20 protein-coding genes are annotated in these 21,270 nt (G+C 72.8%); 9 read left to right on the top strand and 11 right to left on the bottom strand.

All coding sequences use genetic code 11. From position 1 onward, the window contains the following. Positions 1 to 44: 44 nt before the first annotated feature. Together AMK13_RS32170 and AMK13_RS32165 are read right to left on the bottom strand one after the other, a co-directional pair. Positions 45 to 1,223 carry a serine hydrolase domain-containing protein gene (locus AMK13_RS32170; RefSeq protein WP_074005203.1) on the bottom strand — a complete coding sequence of 393 codons (1,179 nt, stop codon included), beginning with the start codon at positions 1,221 to 1,223 and terminating at the stop codon, positions 45 to 47. Between the two features lie 129 nt (positions 1,224 to 1,352). Continuing rightward, complete coding sequence (locus tag AMK13_RS32165; RefSeq protein WP_241853121.1) at positions 1,353 to 2,642, bottom strand: MFS transporter; 1,290 nt, start codon at positions 2,640 to 2,642, stop codon at positions 1,353 to 1,355. 243 nt (positions 2,643 to 2,885) lie between these two features. On the opposite strand from AMK13_RS32165, the gene AMK13_RS32160 reads away from it, so the two are divergent. The 3 genes from AMK13_RS32160 (at position 2,886) to AMK13_RS32150 (ending at position 6,317) form a co-directional block, all read left to right on the top strand. Next, complete coding sequence (locus AMK13_RS32160) at positions 2,886 to 4,253, top strand: condensation domain-containing protein (protein WP_074005202.1); 1,368 nt, start codon at positions 2,886 to 2,888, stop codon at positions 4,251 to 4,253. A gap of 34 nt (positions 4,254 to 4,287) precedes the next feature. Continuing rightward, complete coding sequence (locus AMK13_RS32155) at positions 4,288 to 5,409, top strand: alkene reductase (protein ID WP_074005201.1); 1,122 nt, start codon at positions 4,288 to 4,290, stop codon at positions 5,407 to 5,409. A gap of 98 nt (positions 5,410 to 5,507) precedes the next feature. Next, positions 5,508 to 6,317, top strand: a complete 810-nt coding sequence (locus tag AMK13_RS32150) for an aminoglycoside N(3)-acetyltransferase (RefSeq protein WP_074005200.1) — start codon at positions 5,508 to 5,510, stop codon at positions 6,315 to 6,317. Between the two features lie 67 nt (positions 6,318 to 6,384). Here AMK13_RS32150 and AMK13_RS32145 read toward each other — a convergent pair whose 3' ends face one another. The 5 genes from AMK13_RS32145 to AMK13_RS32125 form a co-directional block, all read right to left on the bottom strand. After that, positions 6,385 to 7,914: a M1 family metallopeptidase gene (locus AMK13_RS32145; protein ID WP_074005199.1), complete on the bottom strand. Its 1,530-nt coding sequence runs from the start codon at positions 7,912 to 7,914 to the stop codon at positions 6,385 to 6,387. 164 nt (positions 7,915 to 8,078) lie between these two features. Beyond that, positions 8,079 to 9,605, bottom strand: coding sequence for a M1 family metallopeptidase (locus AMK13_RS32140; protein WP_074005198.1), 1,527 nt, complete (start codon positions 9,603 to 9,605; stop codon positions 8,079 to 8,081). A gap of 205 nt (positions 9,606 to 9,810) precedes the next feature. Further along, on the bottom strand, positions 9,811 to 10,683 hold the full coding sequence (locus tag AMK13_RS32135; RefSeq protein WP_049658298.1) for a sulfurtransferase: 873 nt from the start codon (positions 10,681 to 10,683) through the stop codon (positions 9,811 to 9,813). A gap of 165 nt (positions 10,684 to 10,848) precedes the next feature. Next, complete coding sequence (locus AMK13_RS32130; protein WP_074005197.1) at positions 10,849 to 11,175, bottom strand: hypothetical protein; 327 nt, start codon at positions 11,173 to 11,175, stop codon at positions 10,849 to 10,851. A 151-nt stretch (positions 11,176 to 11,326) separates the two neighbouring features. After that, positions 11,327 to 11,992 carry a polysaccharide deacetylase family protein gene (locus AMK13_RS32125; RefSeq protein WP_158077770.1) on the bottom strand — a complete coding sequence of 222 codons (666 nt, stop codon included), beginning with the start codon at positions 11,990 to 11,992 and terminating at the stop codon, positions 11,327 to 11,329. A 428-nt stretch (positions 11,993 to 12,420) separates the two neighbouring features. Between AMK13_RS32125 and AMK13_RS32120 the strand changes: the two genes are divergently transcribed. After that, entirely contained in the window at positions 12,421 to 13,281 is an 861-nt protein-coding gene (locus AMK13_RS32120; protein WP_074005195.1) for an SAM-dependent methyltransferase, read from the top strand. A 117-nt stretch (positions 13,282 to 13,398) separates the two neighbouring features. Here the strand turns inward: AMK13_RS32120 and AMK13_RS32115 are convergent, their stop codons facing one another. Beyond that, positions 13,399 to 14,268, bottom strand: a complete 870-nt coding sequence (locus AMK13_RS32115) for an Fpg/Nei family DNA glycosylase (RefSeq protein ID WP_049660526.1) — start codon at positions 14,266 to 14,268, stop codon at positions 13,399 to 13,401. Between the two features lie 455 nt (positions 14,269 to 14,723). Here AMK13_RS32115 and AMK13_RS32110 point away from each other — a divergent pair, with 455 nt between their 5' ends. The 3 genes from AMK13_RS32110 to AMK13_RS32100 all read left to right on the top strand — a co-directional run bounded on the left by AMK13_RS32110 (position 14,724) and on the right by AMK13_RS32100 (position 16,894). Further along, positions 14,724 to 15,383 carry a hypothetical protein gene (locus AMK13_RS32110; protein WP_074005194.1) on the top strand — a complete coding sequence of 220 codons (660 nt, stop codon included), beginning with the start codon at positions 14,724 to 14,726 and terminating at the stop codon, positions 15,381 to 15,383. Between the two features lie 102 nt (positions 15,384 to 15,485). Then, complete coding sequence (locus tag AMK13_RS32105; RefSeq protein WP_074005193.1) at positions 15,486 to 16,277, top strand: DsbA family protein; 792 nt, start codon at positions 15,486 to 15,488, stop codon at positions 16,275 to 16,277. Continuing rightward, positions 16,274 to 16,894, top strand: a complete 621-nt coding sequence (locus AMK13_RS32100) for a vitamin K epoxide reductase family protein (RefSeq protein ID WP_074005192.1) — start codon at positions 16,274 to 16,276, stop codon at positions 16,892 to 16,894. Before AMK13_RS32105 ends, AMK13_RS32100 begins: the two co-directional genes overlap by 4 nt. Before the next feature lie 45 nt (positions 16,895 to 16,939). Here AMK13_RS32100 and AMK13_RS32095 read toward each other — a convergent pair whose 3' ends face one another. Beyond that, the gene (locus AMK13_RS32095; RefSeq protein ID WP_074005191.1) at positions 16,940 to 17,923 is read right to left on the bottom strand and encodes an adenosine deaminase; all 984 of its coding nucleotides are present in this window, start codon (positions 17,921 to 17,923) and stop codon (positions 16,940 to 16,942) included. A gap of 140 nt (positions 17,924 to 18,063) precedes the next feature. On the opposite strand from AMK13_RS32095, the gene AMK13_RS32090 reads away from it, so the two are divergent. Together AMK13_RS32090 and AMK13_RS32085 are read left to right on the top strand one after the other, a co-directional pair. After that, positions 18,064 to 18,345, top strand: coding sequence for a DUF6158 family protein (locus AMK13_RS32090; protein WP_049659828.1), 282 nt, complete (start codon positions 18,064 to 18,066; stop codon positions 18,343 to 18,345). A 120-nt stretch (positions 18,346 to 18,465) separates the two neighbouring features. Beyond that, the gene (locus AMK13_RS32085; RefSeq protein ID WP_074005190.1) at positions 18,466 to 19,854 is read left to right on the top strand and encodes an NADP-dependent succinic semialdehyde dehydrogenase; all 1,389 of its coding nucleotides are present in this window, start codon (positions 18,466 to 18,468) and stop codon (positions 19,852 to 19,854) included. A gap of 48 nt (positions 19,855 to 19,902) precedes the next feature. Here the strand turns inward: AMK13_RS32085 and AMK13_RS32080 are convergent, their stop codons facing one another. Together AMK13_RS32080 and ku are read right to left on the bottom strand one after the other, a co-directional pair. Further along, positions 19,903 to 20,208 carry a hypothetical protein gene (locus AMK13_RS32080; protein WP_049658984.1) on the bottom strand — a complete coding sequence of 102 codons (306 nt, stop codon included), beginning with the start codon at positions 20,206 to 20,208 and terminating at the stop codon, positions 19,903 to 19,905. A 57-nt stretch (positions 20,209 to 20,265) separates the two neighbouring features. After that, on the bottom strand, positions 20,266 to 21,261 hold the full coding sequence (gene ku, locus AMK13_RS32075) for a non-homologous end joining protein Ku (protein ID WP_074005189.1): 996 nt from the start codon (positions 21,259 to 21,261) through the stop codon (positions 20,266 to 20,268). Positions 21,262 to 21,270: the final 9 nt, after the last annotated feature.

Here is a 21,270-nt window from a genome sequence, read left to right as displayed (position 1 = left end):
ATGCGGTCGTCGATCACAGGGCCCGACGCCCCGCCGGCGCCCGCTCAGCTGGCGCGGGGGCTCCCGGCGCACAGGGCGTGGTCGATCAGCTTCGAGGCCGCGTCCTCCTGGGCCTTGATGTGGTCCCAACTGTCGCCGAGCGCCTCGGACATGGAGACCACGGCACTGCGCTTCCCGTCCTCGGTGACGCCGTTGAGGGTGATGAAGCCGCCGTCCCCGCCGTCGTGGCCCCAGTAGGTCCCACCACAGGTCAGCGAGCGCTTGACCAGGCCGAGCCCGTACTCGCCGCCGTGCCACATCTCCGAGGTCTGGTCGTCCACGGGCACCGTCCGCCGCATCTCGGCCAGTTGCCGCGCCGGCAGCAGCCGGCCCGCGAGCAGTGCGCGGAGGAGGACGTTCTCGTCCCGTGTGGTGGTGGCCCAGGAGAGCCCCTGGTCCATCGGCACCTGCTCGGTGACGTCCACCCGGCCGTCGGGTTCGGGGAAGAACTGGTAGGCCTGGGCGTGCGGCCGGGGCAGGGTGGGCGAGGTGCCCATCAGCCGGGTCCGGTCGAGGCCGAGCGGGCGCAGGATCCGCTCCTCGACCTCCCGGTGGGCGGGGCGGCCGGTGGCCCGCTCGACGACCATGTCGAGCAGGAGGTAGCCGACGTTGGAGTACCTCCAGCTCTTGTCGGTGCCGAACTCCGCCCCGGCCACCAGGTCTTCGGGCTGGTAGACCTTGTAGCGCTCCCGCTCGTACCCGTCCTTCGAGTCGTATCCGGGCAGGTGGTCCACGATGCCGCCCTGGTGCTGGAGCAGCTCGCGGACGGTGGTCCCGCCGCCGGCTCCGCCCTTGGCCCGTACCACCTCCGGCAGCCAGTGGTCGAGCGTGTCGTCCAGCGACAGCCGCCCCTCGGACTCCAGCTGGAGGACCACGGTCGCGACCATCGTCTTGGCCGTGCTGGCCATCCGGAAGTAGCCGTCGGGGGAGACCGGGCGGCCGGTGGTGACGTCGGCGGTGCCGCTGGTGGCGACCGTCTGGCGGCCGTCGGGCCCGATCACCCGGGCCTGTACGCCGCTGATGCCGAGGTCGTGGATCGCCGCGGCGTCCCGGCGCAACTGCTCGGCGACGGACGGACCGGCCGGGCGGGCGACGGCGGTGGCCGCGTTGGCGGCGAGCAGCACGGTGACGCCGGCCGCCACGACGAGGTGCCTGCGCAGGGTCGAACCCATGATCGAAGTCATGGCCGCACGCTAACCGGTTCCGGCCCGAACGGGCCGCGGTGCTCCGCTACTTGGGGGAGGAATGGGGGATGTCCCCCAGTCGTCCCCCAGCGCTGTCCCGGGACTCCCCCGCACCGACTCAGCTGCGGCTCAGCCCACCGAGGCCGTGACCGGCCGCGCCGGCTTGGCCCCCGCGCCGTCGGCCGCCCCGCCCAGCGCCGCCAGCCGCCGCAGGCTGGCCCGGCGCTGGAGCGTGCCGAGGCCGACGGTCGCCGCGCCGAGCCCGAGCCACCCGACCGGCCCGGCCGCCATCACCACCCCGGTCAGCAGCAGCGGCCCCACCGACTTCTGCACCGACTGGGACATCCCGGCGACCCCGAGGTACGAGGCCTGGGCGCCCGGCGGGGCCAGCACGACCGCCAGCTCCCAGGAGCTCACCGAGCGCAGCAGTTCCGCCAGCGTGATCAGCATCGCCGCGGCCAGCAGCGCGACCGAGGCCAGGACCGGTCCGGCGCCGGTGGCGAGCGCGATCAGCAGGCAGCCCCCCAGCACCGTCACCCCGTACCAGCGGACCGCCGCGGCCGCCCCGAGGGCGCCCTCCGCCCAGGCGGAGACCCGCAGTTGCAGCAGCACCACGAGCACCGTGTTGAGCACCAGGAAGACCGGGACGACGGCGTGCGGCGCGCCGGTGTGGTGGACCAGCCAGAGCGGCAGCCCGACGTTGAGGACCGAGTCGTCCAGGTTCAGCGGCATGTCCAGCAGGACGAACCGCAGGTAGCCCCGGTCGCGCCAGGGGCTGGGCGCGGCGGGCGCCGCCCCGGCCTTCGCCGCGACCAGACCGCGCCCGGACGGCTCCCGGGTGCGCCAGACCAGCACGGCGGCCAGCACGTAGGACAGCCCGTTGGCCAGGATCAGCACCCGGTAGGCGGCGGTGGTCCCGACCGCCAGCCCGATCGCCGCGACACCCGCGCCGAGCGCGTACCCGGCGTTGGCCACGCTGCGGAACAGCGCCTGATAGGTGGCCCGCCGCTCGCCCGCCACCCGGGTCGCGAACAGCATCTCCAGGGTCTTGGCGGCCCGCTCGGCCAGGCAGATCAGGGCCACCACGGGCAGCAGCGCGGCGAAGTCGTCGACCACCAGCAGCAACCCCATCGCCCCGAGCCGCAGCAGGTGGCAGCCGATCAGCAGCCACCGCACCGGCACCCGTTCGGCCGCCCGCCCGGCCAGCGGGGACCCGGCGATCCCCGCCACCGCCCCGACCCCGAGCAGCAGTCCCAGCTGCCGCGCGTCCATCCCGCAGACGTAGGTGAAGTAGAGCACCGAGGCCGCTGCCCACACCCCCGTGCCGGTCCGGTCGACGCACTGCGCCAGCAGCATGATCCGCGCGTCCCGCCCGCCCGGCGGCCGCCGCAGCTGCGCTATCAGTCCGTTCCCCCGCATGGCAGGCCCCCGTCGTGTGCGTGGCGCGAGTCGCGCGATCGGCATCAATCTCGATATCAAGATACTTCACATCAAGAGACTTTTGGAAGCCCCGAACCCCCGACGGCCGCCGGGCGCGGACGGCCGCACGACCCTCGACGCACGACGGGCGGTGCGCCACACTCTCCCCAGCAGCACCCGCGCTCCCAACGCACCGGCACGACGCCACGACGCCACGACCACCGCACTACGGAGAGCCGATCGGTGACCACTCGCCAACTGCTGGAGCTCGCCTTCTCGTCCGGACGGACCGGGACCGGACCGGCCACCTGGGGCCAACGGGCCATCTGGGACGCCGTACGACGGCTGCCGCCGGCCGACGCGCCGCGCTACAACATCGCCACCGCCGCGCCGCTGGACCCGGGGCTGCCCCTGCCCGTCCTGCTCGCCGCCCTGGAGCGACTGCTGCACCTGCACGACTCGCTGCACACCCGGCTGCTCCCCGACGAGGCCGGCGGCCTCCGCCAACTCGTCGACGGCGAAGGCACCCTGGACGTCCACCTGTGGCCCGCCGGGGAGCACGAGGACCCGGCCGAACTCGGCACCCGGCTGCACGAGGAGCTGGCGGCACAGCCCTTCGACACCGCCGCCCAGTGGCCGGTGCGGGTCGGCGCGGTGACGGCGGGCGGGCTGGTCCGGCACATCAGCCTGGTGCTCTCGCACACCGCGGTGGACGGCTCCGGGATGAGCCGGCTGGTCGCCGACCTGTCCGCGCTCTGCCTCGGCAGCTCCCCCGAGGAGCTGGCCGAGCTGCGCGAACCCGCCCAACAGCCGCTGGAGGAAGCCGAGTTCCAGACCTCCGAACGCGGCCTGCGGCGCGACGCGGGGGCCCGCAAGCAGTTCGTGCGCAAGCTCCGGCTCGGCCCGCCCCGACTCTTCCCGTCCCACCCCCTCCCGCCGACCACCGCAGAGCCCGCCCGGTTCCCGAACGCGGTGCTCCGCTCCCCCGCCCTGCCCCGGGCCGTCGAGCGGGTCGCGGCCCGGCACCGGGTCAGCACGGGCTCGGTGCTGCTCGCCGCGACGGCCGCGATGACCGCCCGGCTCGCCGGCTCCACCGAGGCCGTGCTGAACGTCGTGGTCAACAACCGCTTCCTGCCGGAGCTGGCCAACGCGGTCGGTGTGATCGCGGGCGACGGCCTCTTCCATCTCCCGGACGCCACCGCCGAGTTCGGCGAGGTCGTGCGCCGCACCCATGCCGCGGCGATCGGCACCTACCGCCACGCGTACTACGACAGGCTGGCCCTGGCCGCCGAGATCGACCGACTGACCGCCGAGGGGGTCCAACTGGCCGACCGCTCCTGCGTGTTCAACGACACCCGGGAGCTGCTCCCGGCCCCGGCCGCCCCCGGCGAGGAGCACACCACCCTCAGCTGGCCGGTGGAATTCGAGCCGCGCCCCGGCCTGACCTACGCCCTGGACGCCCTGCAGTCCGCCGAGGCGCTGAGCCTGGCCATGACGGCGGACCCGGCCCTGCTGCCGCGCCCCGCGATGGAGCGGTTCCTGTACGGGATCGAGGAGTTGATCCTCACCGAGGCTGCCGCGCCGGCGGACGGAGCGGCCGTCGGCGCTTGAACCTGACACTGATGTCAAGTTCTACCGTACCGGCATGACCACGACCGCCACCGCATCCCTGCTCACCCCGTACCGCCTCGGCGCGCTCGACCTGCCGAACCGCGTCGTCATGGCCCCGATGACGCGCTACCGGGCCGCCGAGGACGGCACGCCGCTGCCCGTCGTCGCCGAGTACTACGCCCAGCGCGCGAGCGCCGGCCTGATCGTCACCGAGGGCATCTGGCCCAGCCGGCAGGGCCAGTCCGGCTGGCGCCTGCCCGGCCTCGAGACGCCCGCGCACGCCGCCGGCTGGCGCGCCGTGACCGGGGCCGTGCACGCCGCCGGCGGGCGGATCGCCGCCCAGCTGATGCACGGCGGCCGCCAGGGCCACCCGCTCAACCGGCTGCTCGGCGACGTCCCGGCCGGCCCCTCCGCCGTCCCGGCCCCGGGCCCGGTGCACGTCAAGGACGGTGGCAAGGCCGAGGCCGTCACCCCGCGCGCCATGACCCGCGAGGAGATCCGCCGCACCGTCGCCGACCACGTCGACTCCGCCCGCCTGGCCCTCGCCGCCGGCTTCGACGCCGTCGAACTGCACGGCGCCAACTCCTACCTGATCCACCAGTTCCTGGCCGACAACACCAACCTGCGCACCGACGAGTACGGCCCCCGCACCCTCGCCGACCGGCTGCGCTTCCCGATCGAACTGGTCACCGCCGTCGCCGAGGCCATCGGCCCCGACCGCCTCGGCCTGCGGCTGTCCCCCGGCAACCCGCAGTTCGGCATGGACGAGGCCGACCCCGCCCCCGTCTACCGCGCCCTGCTCGCCGAACTCGACGGCCTCGGCCTGGCCTACCTCCACCTCACCGACAACGACGACTACCCGGCCCTGGCCGACCTGCGCCCGCGCTGGTCCGGCCCGCTGATCGGCAACGTCGGCGAGAACCGCGCCGCCACCGACCGCGAGCGCGGCGAGGCCGTGCTGGCCGCCGGCCTGGCCGACCTGGTCTCCTACGGCCGCGCCTTCATCGCCAACCCCGACCTGCCGGAACGGTTCGCCGCGAACGCCCCGCTCACCCCCGTCGACCCCACCCACCTCTACGGCCAGGAGGCCACCGGCTACACCGACTACCCCCGCCTCCCGGCCGGCCACCCCGCCGTCCGGCCGACCACGACCTGACCCAGGGCACCCCCGTCCTGACCCACTGTCAGTGCCACCCGCTATGGTCGGCCCCGAACCATCCAGTACCAACCGCACCGCCGTCACCAGGGGGCACCATGACCACACCGGGCACCCGCCCGCTCACCACCGCCGACCTCGTGGAGGGCTGGCACCGGGTGGGCGTCCGTGAGGGCATGGCGCTGATCGTGCACTCCTCGCTCTCCAGCCTCGGCCGGGTCGAGGGCGGCGCGGCGGCCGTGGTGGCCGGCCTGCGCGAGGCGGTCGGGCCCGGCGGCACCGTCGCCGTGCCCGCCTTCACCTCCGGCACGGTCCACGACCCGGCCCCCGGGCACAGCGGCCCGCCCGGCCCCGAGCTGGCCGAACTCCGGGCCGCCGTCCCGCTGTTCAACGCCGGGCTGCCCTGCGACACGGGCGCGGTCGCGGAGGCGCTGCGCGCCCTGCCGGAGAGCCTGCGCAGCACCCACCCGCAGGTCTCGGTCGCCGCCGTCGGCGCGCACGCCCGGGAGGTCACCGCCCGGCGCTCGCTCGGCTTCGCCGTCGGCCGGGAGTCGCCGTTCGGCGCGCTGCACGACCTCGGCGGGCACGTGCTGCTGGTCGGCGTCGGCCACAACCGCAACACCTTCCTGCACTACGCCGAGACCTTCGCCCCCAACCGCCGGCTCAAGCTCCGCCGCTTCCCGATGGCGATCCAGGGCGAGCGGGTCTGGATCGAGGCACCGGACGTGGGGGACGACAACGACACCCACTTCCCGGTCGTGGGGCGGGAGTTCGAGGAGCTGGCGGGCATCCGCGAGGTCCTCGTCGGCGCCGCCCCCTGCCGCCTGGTCCCGGTCCGCGAGCTCATACCCTTCGCCGTCCGCCGCCTCACCGAACTGCTGGCGGCGGACGGCCCCGGGGAGGCATAGGCCGGGCCGACGGTCCCCGCAGCGCGCGCGGAACCGCCGACCCGAACCCCCTCGTGCCGCCCTGCCGTCAGTGCCGGCCCTCGTGCACCGAACCGGCCTCCTGGATCTTCTTCCAGGACTTCGGCTCGACCGGCGCCGCGTCCCGGCCGGCGTCCGCGCCCGGCGCCAGCGAGGCCGCGGCCGCGGCACCCGGCGGCACCGGTCCGACGGCCGGCTTGCTCGGGGTGAACAGCCAGGTGTTCAGCAGGTCCCCGAGCTTCTGGCCGGAGACCTTCTCGGCGTACGCCTGGAACTCCGGGATGGTGGCGTTCCCGTAGCGCCGCTCGGTGGGCCAGCCCTTGAGGATCTGGAAGAACTTCTCGTCCCCGACGGCGTTGCGCAGCACCTGGATGGCCACCGCGCCGCGGTAGTACACCGCGCCGGAGAACTGGTTCTCCTCACCCGGGTCGCCCGGCTTGACGGTCCAGAACGGGTCGTCGGCCGGGTGCGAGGCGTAGATGTAGTCGGCCACTGCCTGCGCGGTGCCCTCGTTCTCGTGCTCGGACCAGAGGAACTGCGAGTACTCGGCGAAGCCCTCGTTCAGCCAGATGTCGCTCCACTTGGAGAGCGAGACGCTGTCGCCGTACCACTGGTGGGCCAGCTCGTGCACGACCACCGAGGTGTTGGTGCCCCGGGCGAACAGCCCGGGGCCGTAGGAGACCCTGGTCTGGGTCTCCAGGGCGCCACTGGAGGAGGTGTTGGCGACGTAGCCGCCGACGGAGCTGAACGGGTACTCGCCGAAGTAGCCGCTCAGCCAGTCCACCAGCTCCCCGGTCCGCTCGATGCTCGCCCGCGCCGCGGCGCCGTTGTCGCCCAGGTCCTTGCTGTACGCGTTGTAGACCGGCAGCCCGCTCGCGGTGGTGTCCTGGGTGATGTCGAACTTGCCGATCGCCAGGGTCGCCAGGTAGGTCGCCTGCGGCTTGTTCTCCCGCCAGCTGTACCGGGTCCAGCCCGCCAGCGAACTGGTCCCGGTCAGCACGCCGTTGCTGATCACCTGGTTGCCGTCCGGCACCAGCACCGAGACGTCGAAGGTCGCCTTGTTGCTCGGGTGGTCGTTGCTCGGGTACCACCACGCGGCCGACACGGGCTCCCCGGCCACCACCGCACCGTCCGGGGTGCGGCGCCAGGCGGTGTAGCCGCCGTACCTCTCCACGGTGGACGGCACGTCCTTGTAGCGCACCACCACGGTGGCCTGGTCGCCCTTGGCGAGCGGCCGCGCGGGGGTGATCTCCAGCTCCTGGTCACCGCTGGTGGCGAACTTCGCGACCCGGCCGTTGACCCGCACCTCCGAGACCTTCAGCGCGAAGTCGAGGTTGAACCGGGAGAGGTCCTGGGTGGCCGTCGCGAGGATGGTCGTGGTGCCCTCCAGCTCGTCGGTGGCGGGCTGGTACTTCAACCGGATGTCGTAGTGCGAGACCCGGTACCCGCCGTTGCCGAGGGTCGGGTAGTACGGGTCCCCGACGCCGTCCGCGCCGGGTTGGAAGCCGGAAGCCGAGGCCGGGACGGCCAGGAACAGGCTCAGGGCACTGGCAGCAGAGACGATCAGCCTCTTGCGCACATGGTCCTCCAGGGATCACCGGAACGATGGGGTTGAACCGATCCTTGTCCCGTCAACCCCTCCCGCACTCCCTTCCGGTGAGATGTTCATAAAAAGAAATGCGCCGACATGACGGCTTCGCGCCCGCGCCCCGAAGCCGTCACGCCGACCATTCCGACATGTCGTCAGCTATGGGACTGGTGCACCGAGTTGGTCTCCTGGATCTGCTTCCAGGACTTCGGCTCCGCCGGCAGCCGACCCTCCGCCCGGCCCGCGCCCGGCGCCAGCGAGGCGGCGGCCGCGGCACCCGGCGGCACCGGCCCGACCGCCGGCTTGCCGGGGGTGAACAGCCAGGTGTTCAGCACGTCCCCGAGCTTCTTCCCGGAGACCTTCTCCGCATAGGCCTGGAACTCCGGGATGGTGGCGTTGCCGTAGCGGCGCTCGGTGGGCCAGCCCTTCAGGATCTTGAAGAACTTCTCGTCCCCGACGGCGTTGCGCAGCGCCTGGACGGCCACCGCACCCCGGTCGTACACCGCGCCGGAGAACTGGTCGTCCGGGCCCGGGTCGCCCGGCTTGACCTTCCAGAACGGGTCGTCGGCCGGGTGCGAGGCGTAGACGTAGTCGGCGAGCTCCTGCGCGGTGCCCTCGTTCTCGTGCTCCGACCAGAGGAACTGCGAGTACCGGGCGAAGCCCTCGTTCAGCCAGATGTCGCTCCACTTGGAGAGCGAGACGCTGTCCCCGTACCACTGGTGGGCCAGCTCGTGGACGACCACCGAGGTGTTGGTGCCCCGGGCGAACTGCCGGGGGCTGTAGAAGATCCGGGTCTGGGTCTCCAGGGCGTAGCCGGTCGGCACATTGGGGACGTAGCCGCCGACCGAGCTGAACGGGTACTCGCCGAAGTAGCCGCTCAGCCAGTCCACCAGCTCACCGGTGCGCTCGACGCTCGCCCGCGCCGCGTCCGCGTTCTCGCCGAGGTCCTTGCTGTACGCGTTGTAGACCGGCAGCCCGCTCGGCGTGGTGTCCCGGGTGATGTCGAACTTGCCGACCGCGAGCGTGGCCAGGTACGTCGCCTGCGGCTTGTTCTCCCGCCAGCTGTACCGGGTCCAGCCGGCCTGCGAGGTGGTGCCCGTCAGCACGCCGTTGCTGATCACCTGGTTGCCGTCCGGCACCAGCACCGAGACGTCGTAGGTGGCCTTGTTGCTCGGGTGGTCGTTGCTCGGGAACCACCACCAGGCGGCCTCGGGCTCGTTCGCCGCCACGGCGCCGTCCGGGGTCCGGTGCCAGCTGGTGAAGCCGTACTTCTTCACGGTGGAGGGCACACCCTTGTAGCGCACCACCACGGTGGCCTGGGAGCCCTTGGCGAGCGGCCGCGCGGGGGTGATCTCCAGCTCCTGCTCACCGCTGGTGGCGAACTTCGCGACCCGGCCGTTGACCCGCACCTCCGAGACGTCCAACGCGAAGTCGAGGTTGAACCGGGAGAGGTCCTGGGTGGCCGTGGCGAGGATGGTGGTGGTGCCCTCCAGCTCGTCCGTGGCGGGCTGGTACTTCAACCGGATGTCGTAGTGCGAGACCCGGTACCCGCCGTTGCCGTAGGTCGGGTAGTACGGGTCGCCGACCCCGGCCGCGCCCGGCTGGAAGCCGGAAGCCGAGGCGGGAACGGCCAGGAACAGGCTCAGGGCACTGGCAGCAGAGACGATCAGCCTCTTGCGCACGTGGTCCTCCAGGGATCACCGGAACGATTGGGTCGGATCGATCCTTGTCCCGGCAGGCCCTCGTCCACTCCCCTCCGGTGAGATGTTCATGAAAAGAAACCCGCCGACACGACGGCTTCGCAGCCCGGCCGCGAAGCCGTCACGCCACCTCACCCACCCCTGAGGCCCCTGAAGCCCCTCGCACCCCTCCTGCCCTTCCTGCCCCTCACGCCCCGAGCACCACCGGCGCCCGCACCAACGAGCCGTACTCCGTCCACGAGCCGTCGTAGTTCTTCACGTGCGGGTACCCGAGCAGCTCGGTGAGCGCGAACCAGGTGTGCGCGGACCGCTCGCCGATCCGGCAGTACGCGATCACCTCGCGCTCCGGCTCCACGCCCTTCCCCCCGTACAGCGCCCGCAGCTCCTCCGCCGAACGGAACGACCCGTCGTCGTTGGCCGCCTGGGACCACGGGATGTTGACCGCGCCGGGGATGTGCCCGGGCACCTGCGCCTGCTCCTGCGGCAGGTGCGGGGGCGCGATCAGCTCGCCCCGGAACTCGGCCGGCGAGCGGACGTCCACCAGCACCGCGTCCGCCCCGGGCTTGGCGAACACCTCGGCCCTGGCCAGCACCTCGTCCCGCAGCGCCCGCAGCTCCGGCCGCTCGGGCCCGCTCAACCGGAACCCGCTGTGCTGGTAGTCCATCACCGCACGGGTGAGCTCCCGCTCCTCCAGCTCCCACTTCTTGCGCCCGCCGTCCAGCAGCCGCACCGGCCCGAAGCCGCGCAGCCGCAACAGCCAGTAGGCGTAGGCGGCGAACCAGTTGTTGTTGCCCCCGTAGAGCACCACGGTGGTGTCGTCCTCGACCCCGGCCGCCCGCAGCAGGTGCTGGACGCCGTCGCGGTCGATGTAGTCCCGGCCGACCTGGCTGTGCAGGTCGGTGGTCCAGTTCCAGCCGACCGCGCCGGGGATGTGGTCCCGGTCGTAGGCCTCGGTGTCCTCGTCCACCTCGACGACCCGGATCGTCCCGTCGTCCAGGTGGTGGGCCAGCCATTCGGTGCGGACCAACGCCTCGGGGTGCGCGTAGCCGTTGCCGGTCATCCCAGGCCCTCCTTCGCTCTGCCCAGGCTGCGGCGCCCGACCACGGGCACGGCGGGCCGCGCGACGACGACAGGCGTACGGGCACGGCGAGGGGCCGGCGACCGGGCCGGACAGTTCGAACCTACGCCGCCCGCCCGGCCCCGGCCACCCCGCGCTCCCCGGCGCTCAGGAGAAGACCACGGAGCGCAGCTTCAGCCGGTCACCGAGCTTCTTGCCCGGGTTCATGACGTAGAAGACGTCGCCCGAGCAGCCGAAGTCCAGGAAGACCGTGGCCGTGGACTGGGTGAGGTTCTCCGGCGCGAAGCCCGGGTCCTGCTCGGTGGTCCACGGCAGGTCGATGCACTCGCGGCTCTTCGGGTCGGCCAGGCCCGTGGGGACCCCGGGGCCGACCTTGTAGAGGAAGTCGCCCGTCGCGGCATTCGCGGAGAACGGGACGGCGAGGACGAGGGCGACGGCGCTGGCGGCGGCGAGCATGGCGTTGCGGAGACGCATGAGTGAGGGCCTTTCAGGTGGTACTCGGCAGTACCCGGTTAATTGGTGCGAGATCACCCTAGAGGCCCAAAAACCGCAGAAACGGTTCTTCTAATCCACCCATTCGAGTGGTTTAAGGGTTAAAACCGCGACCTGCCCCGTCATGCGAAACTCAGTTCGGCGGAGCCGTGAAGAGATACCCCGAGTCGACGAGCACCGGCAGGTACGCCTTCAACGCCGCCACCGTCTGCGACCGGTCCCCGCCCCCGTCGTGGTTGAGCACGATCGACCCGGGCCGGACGTTCTTGAGGACCCGGTCGATGATCGCCGAGGTCCCCGGCCGGGCCCAGTCCCGCGGGTCCACCGACCAGGCCATGTTCCGCATCCCCAGGTCGGCGGCCACCTTGAGCGAGACCGCCGAGAAGTCCCCACCCGGCGCGCGGAACCAGGTGGGCTGCCGGCCGGTGGTCCGCTGCAGCAGGTCGGAGGTGCGCTCCAGCTCGTCCCGCACCTTGCCCTCCGACATGTGCCGCAGGTCGGGGTGGGTCCAGGTGTGGTTGGCGATGTGGTGGCCGCGGTCCGCGATCTCCCGCACCAGGGCGGGGTGCTCGACCGCGTTCTCCCCGATCAGGAAGAACGTGGCCCTGATCCCGTACTGCTCGAACATCGACAGCACGGTCGGCGTGTACCGGGGGTCCGGCCCGTCGTCGATGGTGAGCGCCACCACCTTCCGCTCCGGGTCCAGGTCGTACACCGGCTTGCTCTCCGCCTCGGAGAGCGCCCGGCGCACGGGCACCGCGCTCGGCGCGGCGCCGGACGGCGGCGCCGGCGAGGGCACCGCGGACGGCGTGCCCCCCGGGGCCGCCACCGACGGCGCGGCCGACGCCCCCGCCGGCCCCGCCGGGTCGGCCGGAGCGGCGGCATCGGCCGCCCCCGCTGCCGCACCGCCCTCCCCGCCACCCCAAGGGCTCCGACATCCGGCGGCCGTCCCCAGCAGGGACATTCCGGCCGCAACCAGCAGCAATCTGCGCGAAGTAATCTGACGATCTGACAGCATTCTGGATGCTTCCCCCGGCCGTCCCCGCCACTCCCCGACGGCAACTCCGACGGCCCCCATCACCACTCCGACGGCTCAAGGCCACCGGCCGTCCACTCCACATCCGAAGATCTTCCACGGATCTTCCCCGACCGGACGCTCCACCTCCCGTCCGGACCGCTACGCTGTGCCTTCCCCAGTGTGATGATCTGCCATCAGAGGACGTGGCCATGACGACAAGTCAGGACTCCCCCCGCCAGGGCCCGCAGGACGACGACGCCACCGAGCTCAGCCAGTGGGAACGCTTCGGTGTCGACACCACCGCCCCGCACTCTGCGCGCGTGTACGACTACTGGCTGGGCGGGAAGACCAACTTCCCGCCGGACCGCGCCATGGGGCAGGCCATCGAGCAGGCCGTACCGAGCGTCAAGGCGATGGCCAAGGCCAACCGGGCGTTCCAGGGCCGGGCCGTGCGCCACCTCGCCCAGGAGCACGGCATCCGCCAGTTCCTCGACCTCGGCACCGGCATCCCGACCTCGCCGAACACCCACGAGATCGCCGAGGCGGTCAGCCCCGGCACCCGGGTGGTCTACGTCGACAACGACCCGATCGTGCTCGCCCACGCCCGCGCCCTGATGGTCTCCAGCCCGGCCAGCCGCACCACCTACATCCACGCCGACCTGCGCAAGCCCGAGGAGCTGTTCGCCGACCCGGCGCTCACCGCCACCCTCGACCTCACCCAGCCCGTCGGCCTGCTGATGATCGCCGTACTGATGCTGATCGCCGACGAGGACGACCCCTGGGGCCGGGTCGCCGCACTGCGCGACGCCCTGCCCGCCGGCAGCTGCATCGCCCTGACCACCCCCACCCCGGACTTCGACCCCGAGGCCGTCGGCAAGGTCGCCGAGGCCGCCCGGGCCGGCGGGATGACCCTGGTGCCGCGCGGCTACGACGACGTCGTCCGCTTCTTCGACGGCTGGGACCTGGTCGAACCGGGCGTCGCCCCTGTGCTGGCCTGGCGCCCCGACGGCGAGCCCCCGGCCGACCCGAAGGCCGCCTACTACTGGGGCGGCGTCGCCATCAAGCGCTGACCAAACACCGACGACCGGGTGGGACGGCCAGAACCCGTCCCACCCCTCACTTCCCCTCCCCTCCCCTCCCCTCCCCTCCCCACTTCCCCTCCCCCTCCCCCTCACTTCTCCTCCCCCTCACTTCAACAGCCGCGACAACCGCCGGTCCGCCAACGGCTTGCCCCCGGTCTGGCAGGTAGGGCAGTACTGGAACGAGGAGTCCGCGAAGGACACCTCCCGAATGGTGTCCCCGCACACCGGGCAGGGCTCACCGGTCCGTCCGTGCACCCGCAGCCCGAGCTTCTTCTCCGCCTTCAGCTCCCCCGCCGCCAGCCCCCGCGAGCGCTCCACCGCCTCCCGCAGCGTGCCCCCGAGCGCCTCGTACAGCCGGGCCACCTCGTCCTCGGTCAGACTCGCGGCCAGCTTGTACGGCGACATCCGGGCCGCGTGCAGCACCTCGTCCGAGTAGGCGTTGCCCACCCCCGCCAACACCCCCTGGTCCCGCAGCACCCCCTTGAGCCGACGCCGCTCGCCCCGCAACAGCGCCGCGAAGTCCGCCAGCCCGAAGCCCGGGTCCAGCGGATCCGGCCCGAGCCTGGCCACCCCCGGCACCTCGGCCGGCTCCCGCACCACGTACACCGCCAGCCCCTTCTTCGACCCGGCCTCGGTGAGATCGAACCCGTCCCCCGCCTCCCCCGCCAACCGCACCCGCAGCGCCAGCGGATTGCGCGGAGACGGCCGCGGCGGCTCAGCGGGCAGACCGTCCTTCCACCGCAACCAGCCCGCCCGGGCCAGGTGGACCACCAGGTGCAGCCCCTCCGCCTCGACATCCAGGAACTTGCCCCGCCTGGTCACCGCCCCGACCGTCCGCCCCTCCAACGCCGTCACCGGCGGGTCGTACGTCTTCAACGCACTGATCGCCACCGGCTGCACCCGAGCGATCACCCGCCCGGTCAACCGCTCGGACAGGAAAGCACTCAACGCCTCGACCTCAGGCAGCTCCGGCATGCCCCCAGTCTCCCCCGACCCCCCACCCCCCGCGCGCTCCCCCAGCGGGCGCGCAGGGCAAAAGCCCGCGCGCCCGCAACAAAACCTCCCCCAGCACCCACCCACCCACGGCAACCCCCACCCGCCCGCCCCTCCCCACCCGACCAGGCGAGAGGGACGCGCTGCGGGAGGGGGTGGCGCAGGGGGTGGCCGCGGAGAGGGGCGTGACGGGTGATTTTCAGACTGCCAACGATCTGAACGCCCCACCTCCAGGGTTGGCAGTCTGAAAATCATCCAGCCCCCGGAGCGGCCACCCCCGGAGCCGCCCCCGGCCCCCCACCCTCCCGAGAGCCCACACCCCCACCCCAACCCCCGTAAGCCCCGCATAAGCCCAGCTCAGCCCAGGTGGTGACCCTCTTCACAGCCCCCCTCCCAGCAGACCGTTCCACATTCAACCTGTGGCACACTCGGATGCCATGAACACCAGCCCGGTCACCAGAACGCTCCGCGCAGCGGTCTTCGCCGCGCTGGTCGTGCTGCTCGCCGGGCTCGGCCAGGTCCTGGTCACCGGCCGCACCCTCCCCGTCGGCCCGATGCTGCTCGCCTCGGCCGCCGTCTTCGCCGCGGCCTTCGCCCTGGCCGGCCGCGAACGCGGCTTCCCGGCGGTCGCGGCGGTGTTCCTGCCGCTGGAGCTGGCCGCCGGCGCCCTCTTCGACCTCGCCCAGAGCACCTGTCCCTCGCTGCCGCCAGGCAGCGGACACGGCCTCCAGCCGCTGCTCTGCGGCGGCGGCTCGCTCGGCGGCTTCCTGCTCGGCCACGGCGTCTCCGCCCAGACCGGCCTGCTGCTGCTCCTCCTGCTGCACACGGTGATCGCGCTGGCCGGCGCCTTCTGGCTGAGCCGCGCGGACGCCGCGCTCTGCTGCCTGGCCGGGGCCGTCCGGATGCTGGGCGAGTTCCTGCACCGCCACCTGCCGGCCGCCGCCCGCTGGCTGCGGCTGCTGGTCGCGCCGCTGCCGTCCCGTCCGCCGTCCCGGGTGCCGTTCCCCCGGGCCAGCCGCGTGCTGGTCCCCGCCGAGGACGTCGTCGTCCGTCCGGCCGTCCGGCGCGGTCCGCCGGTGTTCGCCCTGGCCGTCTGAGCCACGGGCTTTCCTGCCCGCTCAGTCGGCTGTTCTCTCCTCCCGCGCTGGCCCCGACCGGCCGCGCCGCCCCGTACGCCCGAGAGCACAGGACGACACCCCATGAGCAACACCCGCAAGACCGACAAGAAGGCCTCCGCCACCGACCGCATGCGCGTCGCCCGCGCCCAGGCCGAGCGCTCCGACCGGATCCGCCGCCGGGTGGTGGTCGGCGGCGCTTCCGCCGCCGTGCTCGCCCTGGTGGCGGGTGTGGCCTTCGCCGTCGGCGGCTCCTCCGGCTCCGGTTCGAACGCCGCGAACGGCCCGCTGGTCGTGCCGGCCAACGCGAGCGGTACCAACGGCACCGTGATCACCTACGGCAAGGCCGACGCCCCGCACACCCTGGACGTCTACGAGGACTTCCGCTGCCCGTTCTGCGAGCAGCTGGAGACCACCACCGGCAAGGCGATCCAGCAGCTCGCCGACGACGGCACGTACAAGGTCGACTACCATCTGGCGACGTTCCTGGACAACAACCTGGGCGGCAAGGGTTCGCGCACCGCGCTGGCCGCGGCCGGCGCCGCGCTGAACGAGGGCGTGGACAAGTTCAAGGCGTTCCACGACGTGCTGTACGCCAACCAGCCGGACGAGCGCAGCGACGCCTTCGGCGACGTCAACCACATCCTGGACCTGGCCGGCCAGGTGCCCGGGCTGAAGACCGACGCCTTCGTCAAGGCCGTCCAGGACGGCACGTACGCGCCGTGGGCGGCCAAGGTCAACGAGGAGTTCAACAAGAGCGACGTCACCGGCACCCCGACCGTCAAGCTGGACGGCAAGAAGCTGGACGTCCTGAACAACGGCAAGGCCGTCTCCCCCGAGCAGTTCACCGCGATGGTCAAGCAGGTGACCGGGTGACGGCCGGCGCCCCCGCCGGGCGGCCCGGGTACGGCGCGAGCCGCCCGTTCGCCTGGCTGCTGCTGATCGGCGGCGCCGTCGGCCTGTTCGCCTCGACGGTCCTCACCCTGGACAAGATCCGGCTGCTGGAGGACCCGTCCTACGTCCCCAGCTGCAACATCAACCCGATCATCAGCTGCGGTTCGATCATGCGCAGCGACCAGGCGGAGGCCTTCGGCTTCCCCAACTCGCTGATCGGGCTGGTCGCCTTCGGGGTGGTGATCGCGGTGGGTGCCGGGCTGCTGTCCGGGGCGGCGTTCCGGCGCTGGTTCTGGCTCGGCCTGCAGGCCGGGACGGTGTTCGGCATCGGCTTCGTGACCTGGCTGATGTACCAGGCGCTGTACCGGATCGGCGCGCTCTGCCCGTACTGCATGGTGGTGTGGGCCGCGGTGATCCCGCTGTTCTGGTACACCACGCTGCACAACCTGCGCTCGGGCGTGATCCCGGTGGGCCCGCGGCTGCGGGTGGCCGTCCGGGAGGCGGCCCGCTACCACTGGGTCGTCCCGGCGCTGTGGTACGCGGTGATCGCGCTGCTGGTCCTCAACCGGTTCTGGTACTACTGGAGCACCCTGCTCTGACCCCGTCCGCCGCCCCCGCCCGCGCGGGGGCGGCGGTCCGGCAGGTCAGAAGGCGTACGCCGCGACCTCGGCGAGGAGTTCGGCGCGGCGCTCCTCGCCGATGAAGGAGGCGCGGAAGGAGTTGGCGGCCAGCCGGCGCAGGGTCTCCTGGTCGAGGGCGAGGGCCTCGCGCACGGCGCGGAAGTTGTCCTCCACGTAGCCGCCGAAGTACGCCGGGTCGTCGGAGTTGACGGTGACCAGCAGGCCGGCGTCCAGCATCTCGCGCAGCGGGTGGTCGGCGAGGGTGTCGATGCAGCGCAGCCGGACGTTGGAGAGCGGGCAGAGGGTCAGCGGGACCTGCTCGCGCACCAGGCGGGCGACCAGCTCGCCGTCCTCCAGGCAGCGCAGCCCGTGGTCGATCCGCTCCACGCCGAGGACGTCCAGCGCCTCGGTGATGTACGCGGCCGGGCCCTCCTCGCCCGCGTGGGCGACCCGGCGCAGCCCGGCCTCGGCGGCCCGGCGGTACACCTCGCGGAACTTGACCGGCGGGTGGCCGACCTCGGCGGAGTCCAGGCCGATGCCGGCGATCCGGCCGAAGTACGGGCGGGCGGCCTCGAAGGTCTCCAGCGCGGACTCGGCGGACTCGTCCCGCAGGAAGCACATGATCAGCTGCGTGCTGATGCCGTACCGCTCCTCGGCGCGCTCCAGCGCCCGGGTCAGCCCGTCCACCACCACGCCCAGCGGCACCCCGCGCGCGGTGTGCGCCTGCGGGTCGAAGAAGATCTCCGCGTGGCGGACGCCCTGCTCGGCGGCCCGGGCCAGGTAGGCGTCGGCGAGGTCGGCGAAGTCGTCCTCGGTGCGCAGCACGGCCATCAGCGCGTAGTAGAGGTCCAGGAAGGACTGGAGGTCGCTGAAGGAGTACGCCTCGCGCAGCGCCTCGGTGTCGGCGTACGGCAGCTCGACACCGTTGCGGGCGGCGAGCTCGAAGGCGAGTTCGGGCTCCAGGGTGCCTTCGATGTGCAGGTGGAGTTCGGCCTTGGGAAGCGGCATGTGGGTGTCCGAGCGCTAGCGGGGTGGTCCTGAACGTGTACGGAAGGATTCATCCTATGATCCGCGCCGACGGACCGGGTGCAGCGGCGGCGGTCGGCGGGCACCCTGGAGGAGGGGACTTCCGCCGAGGAGGCACCGAGATGCGGCACGCCGAAGACCCGCACATCCGGCCCGCGGGCATCTCCGCGCACGCCCTGGGCAACGACACGCTCCTGCACGAGCTGGAGCAGCTGCACCGCACGCGGCACGAGACGTTCCTGTACGGCTCGGAGGAGGCGCTGAAGCGGCACACGCTGCGCACCGGGGAGCTGGAGGCCGAGTACCTGCACCGCTTCCCGAGCCGGCAGGTCACCGCCGCGCGGACCAGGGCCGGGGCCCGCGCCCGGGAGGCGGCGGCCCGGGTGGAGTCGCTGCCGGAGTGACGGGGCGGGCCGCGCGCCCGCCGGGACACGCCGGGCGCCCGGTGGCGTGCCCGGAGGCGGGCGGTCGGGGAGGGTGTGAGGGCAGACGCACCGGACCGTGACCCCACCTGGGAGCCCCGCATGCCCATCGCCAGCGTCAACCCCGCGACCGGCGAGACCGTCCAGACCTTCGAGCCGCTCGACGCGGCCGGCATCGAGCGGCGGCTGGCCCGCGCCGAGGCCGCCTTCCACAGCTACCGCGGCACCCCGTTCGCCGCCCGCGCCGAACTGATGCGCCGCGCCGCCGACCTGCTGGACCGGGAGCTGGAGGCGGTCGCCCGCACCATGACCGAGGAGATGGGCAAGCCGCTCGCCGCCTCCCGCGCCGAGGTCGCCAAGTGCGGGAAGGCGATGCGCTGGTACGCGGACCACGCCGAGGAGCTGCTCGCCGACGAGCACCCGGCCCCGGCCGACGTCGCCGACTCCGGTGCCTCCCGGGCCTACGTCCGCTACCGTCCGCTCGGTCCGGTTCTCGCCGTCATGCCATGGAACTTTCCACTCTGGCAGGTCCTCCGGTTCGCCGCGCCGGCCCTGATGGCGGGCAACGTCGGCCTGCTCAAGCACGCGTCGAACGTGCCGCGCACCGCGCTGGCGATCGAGGAGCTGTTCCAGCGGGCCGGGTTCCCGGAGGGCTGCTTCCAGACCCTGTTGATCGGCTCGGGCGCGGTGGAGGGCGTGATCCGGGACCGCCGGGTCGTCGCCGTCACCCTCACCGGCAGCGAGCCGGCCGGGCGGGCGGTCGCGGCCACCGCGGCGGACGAGGTGAAGAAGGCCGTCCTGGAGCTGGGCGGCAGCGACCCGTTCGTCGTGCTGCCGAGCGCCGACCTGGACGCGGCGGTGCGCACCGCCGTCCGGGCCCGGGTGCAGAACAACGGCCAGTCCTGCATCGCCGCCAAGCGCTTCATCGTGCACACCGACGTGTACGACCGCTTCACCGCCGCCTTCACCGCGGCGATGGGCGCGCTGAAGGTCGGCGACCCGATGGACGAGTCCACCGACGTCGGCCCGCTGGCCAGCCGCCAGGGCCGGGACGACCTGGAGGAACTGGTCGAGGACGCCCGGGTGCACGGCGCCCGGGTGGAGTGCGGCGGCGGGCGCCCGGAGGGCTGGGACACCGGCTGGTTCTACGAGCCGACGGTGCTGACGGGCATCACCCCGGCGATGCGGATCCACCTGGAGGAGACCTTTGGCCCGGTCGCCACCGTCTACCGGGTGGCCGACCTGGACGAGGCGGTGGCGGTCGCCAACGACACCCCGTTCGGGCTGAGCGCCAACGTCTGGACCACCGACGAGGCCGAGCGGGAGCGCTTCGTCCGGGACATCCAGGCCGGCGGGGTGTTCTTCAACGGGATGACGGCCTCGCACCCGGCGCTGCCGTTCGGCGGCGTCAAGCGCTCCGGGTTCGGGCGGGAGCTGTCCGGGCACGGGATCCGGGAGTTCTGCAACGTCACCACGGTGTGGATCGGCTGAGCCCTCCCGGGCCCGCGCCCCTCCGGCCCCGCGCCCGTCCCGACCGGGTCAGGACGCCATCCGGTGCCGGCCCGGCCCCGGGGTCATCCAGCGGGCGACCACGCCGCCCATCGCGATGAGCGTCAGGCCCCAGAAGACCGCCATCGGCACCAGCACGGGCAGCAGGCTCACCTGGACCGCGACCATGCAGAGGCCGATCGAGAGCGCGATCATGAACGTCACCACGGTGGGGCTGAGGCTGAGCAGCCAGTGCCAGACGCGGTGCCCGAAGCCCCGGGCCCTGCGGGTTGCGGGGTCGGCCTCGGCCCGGGCGTCGAGTTCGGCGTCGAGTTCCTTGTAGGTCAGCAGGTCCATCGGGATCGCCTCCAGTGCTGGACGGCTGGACGGGAGGGGTGCCTGGCCCCGGTGGGGTCAGGAGGCCTTGCGGGGAGCCGAGGGCTTCCGGGTGGTGGTCTTCTTCGCCGCCGGGCTCCTCGCGGAGGTCTTCCCGGCGGACTTCTCGGAGGCGGCCGTCTCGGAGGGGGCCTTCCCGGAGGCTGCTGCCTTCGAGGCGCTCCGCTTCACCGGGGCGCGCTTGCGCGGCGCGGGCTCCGCCTCCTCCGGGGCGGCCTCCCCGGCCCCGCCGCCCCGCCCGCCCCTGGCCTGCTTGAGGCTGCTGCGCAGCGCCTCCATCAGGTCGATCACGTTGTCCGGCGCCTCGCCCGGCTCCTCCTCGTGCGGGACCTCGACGCCCTCCAGCCGCGCGGTGATCACCTGCTGCAGCGCCTGCTGGTAGTCGTCGTGCAGCTGGGACAGGTCGAAGTCCTCGGAGAGGGTGTCCATCAGCGACCGCGCCATCTTGAGCTCCTGCGGCCGGACGGCGACGTCGCCCTCGGGCGCGATGCCGGCCGCCGGGCGGACCTCGTCGGGCCAGATGCAGGTCTGCAGCACCAGGGTGTTGTCGTGCACCCGCAGCACCGCGGGCGACTCCCGGGTGCGCAGCGCGATCTTGGTGACGGCGATCTGCCCGGAGTCGGTGAGCGCGTCGCGCAGCAGCGCGTACGGCTTGGCGGCGGCCTTGTCGGCAACGCCCACGTAGTAGGCCTTGGAGAACATCAGCGGGTCGATCTCGCCCTCGTCCACGAAGGCCAGCACGTCGATGATCTTCTTGCTGGGCAGCGGCAGGTCGGCGAGGTCCTCGTCGGAGAGCGTGACGGTCCGCCCGTCGGGGGACTCGTACCCCTTGGCGATCTCCGCGTACGGGACCTCCTTCTCCTCCCGCTCGCAGTACCGCTTCATCCGCACCCGTCCGCCGTCCTTGGCGTGCACCTGGTGCAGCGGGACGTCGTGCTCCTGGGTCGCGGAGTACAGGTGGACGGGGATGCTGACCAGCCCGAAGCTGATCGTCCCCTTCCAGGTGGTCTGCATGGGGTCGCT

The sequence above is a fragment of the Streptomyces sp. CB02056 genome (assembly GCF_001905545.1).
Classification (GTDB): Bacteria; Actinomycetota; Actinomycetes; order Streptomycetales; family Streptomycetaceae; genus Kitasatospora.
This window is presented reverse-complemented; position numbering and strand designations above follow the sequence as displayed.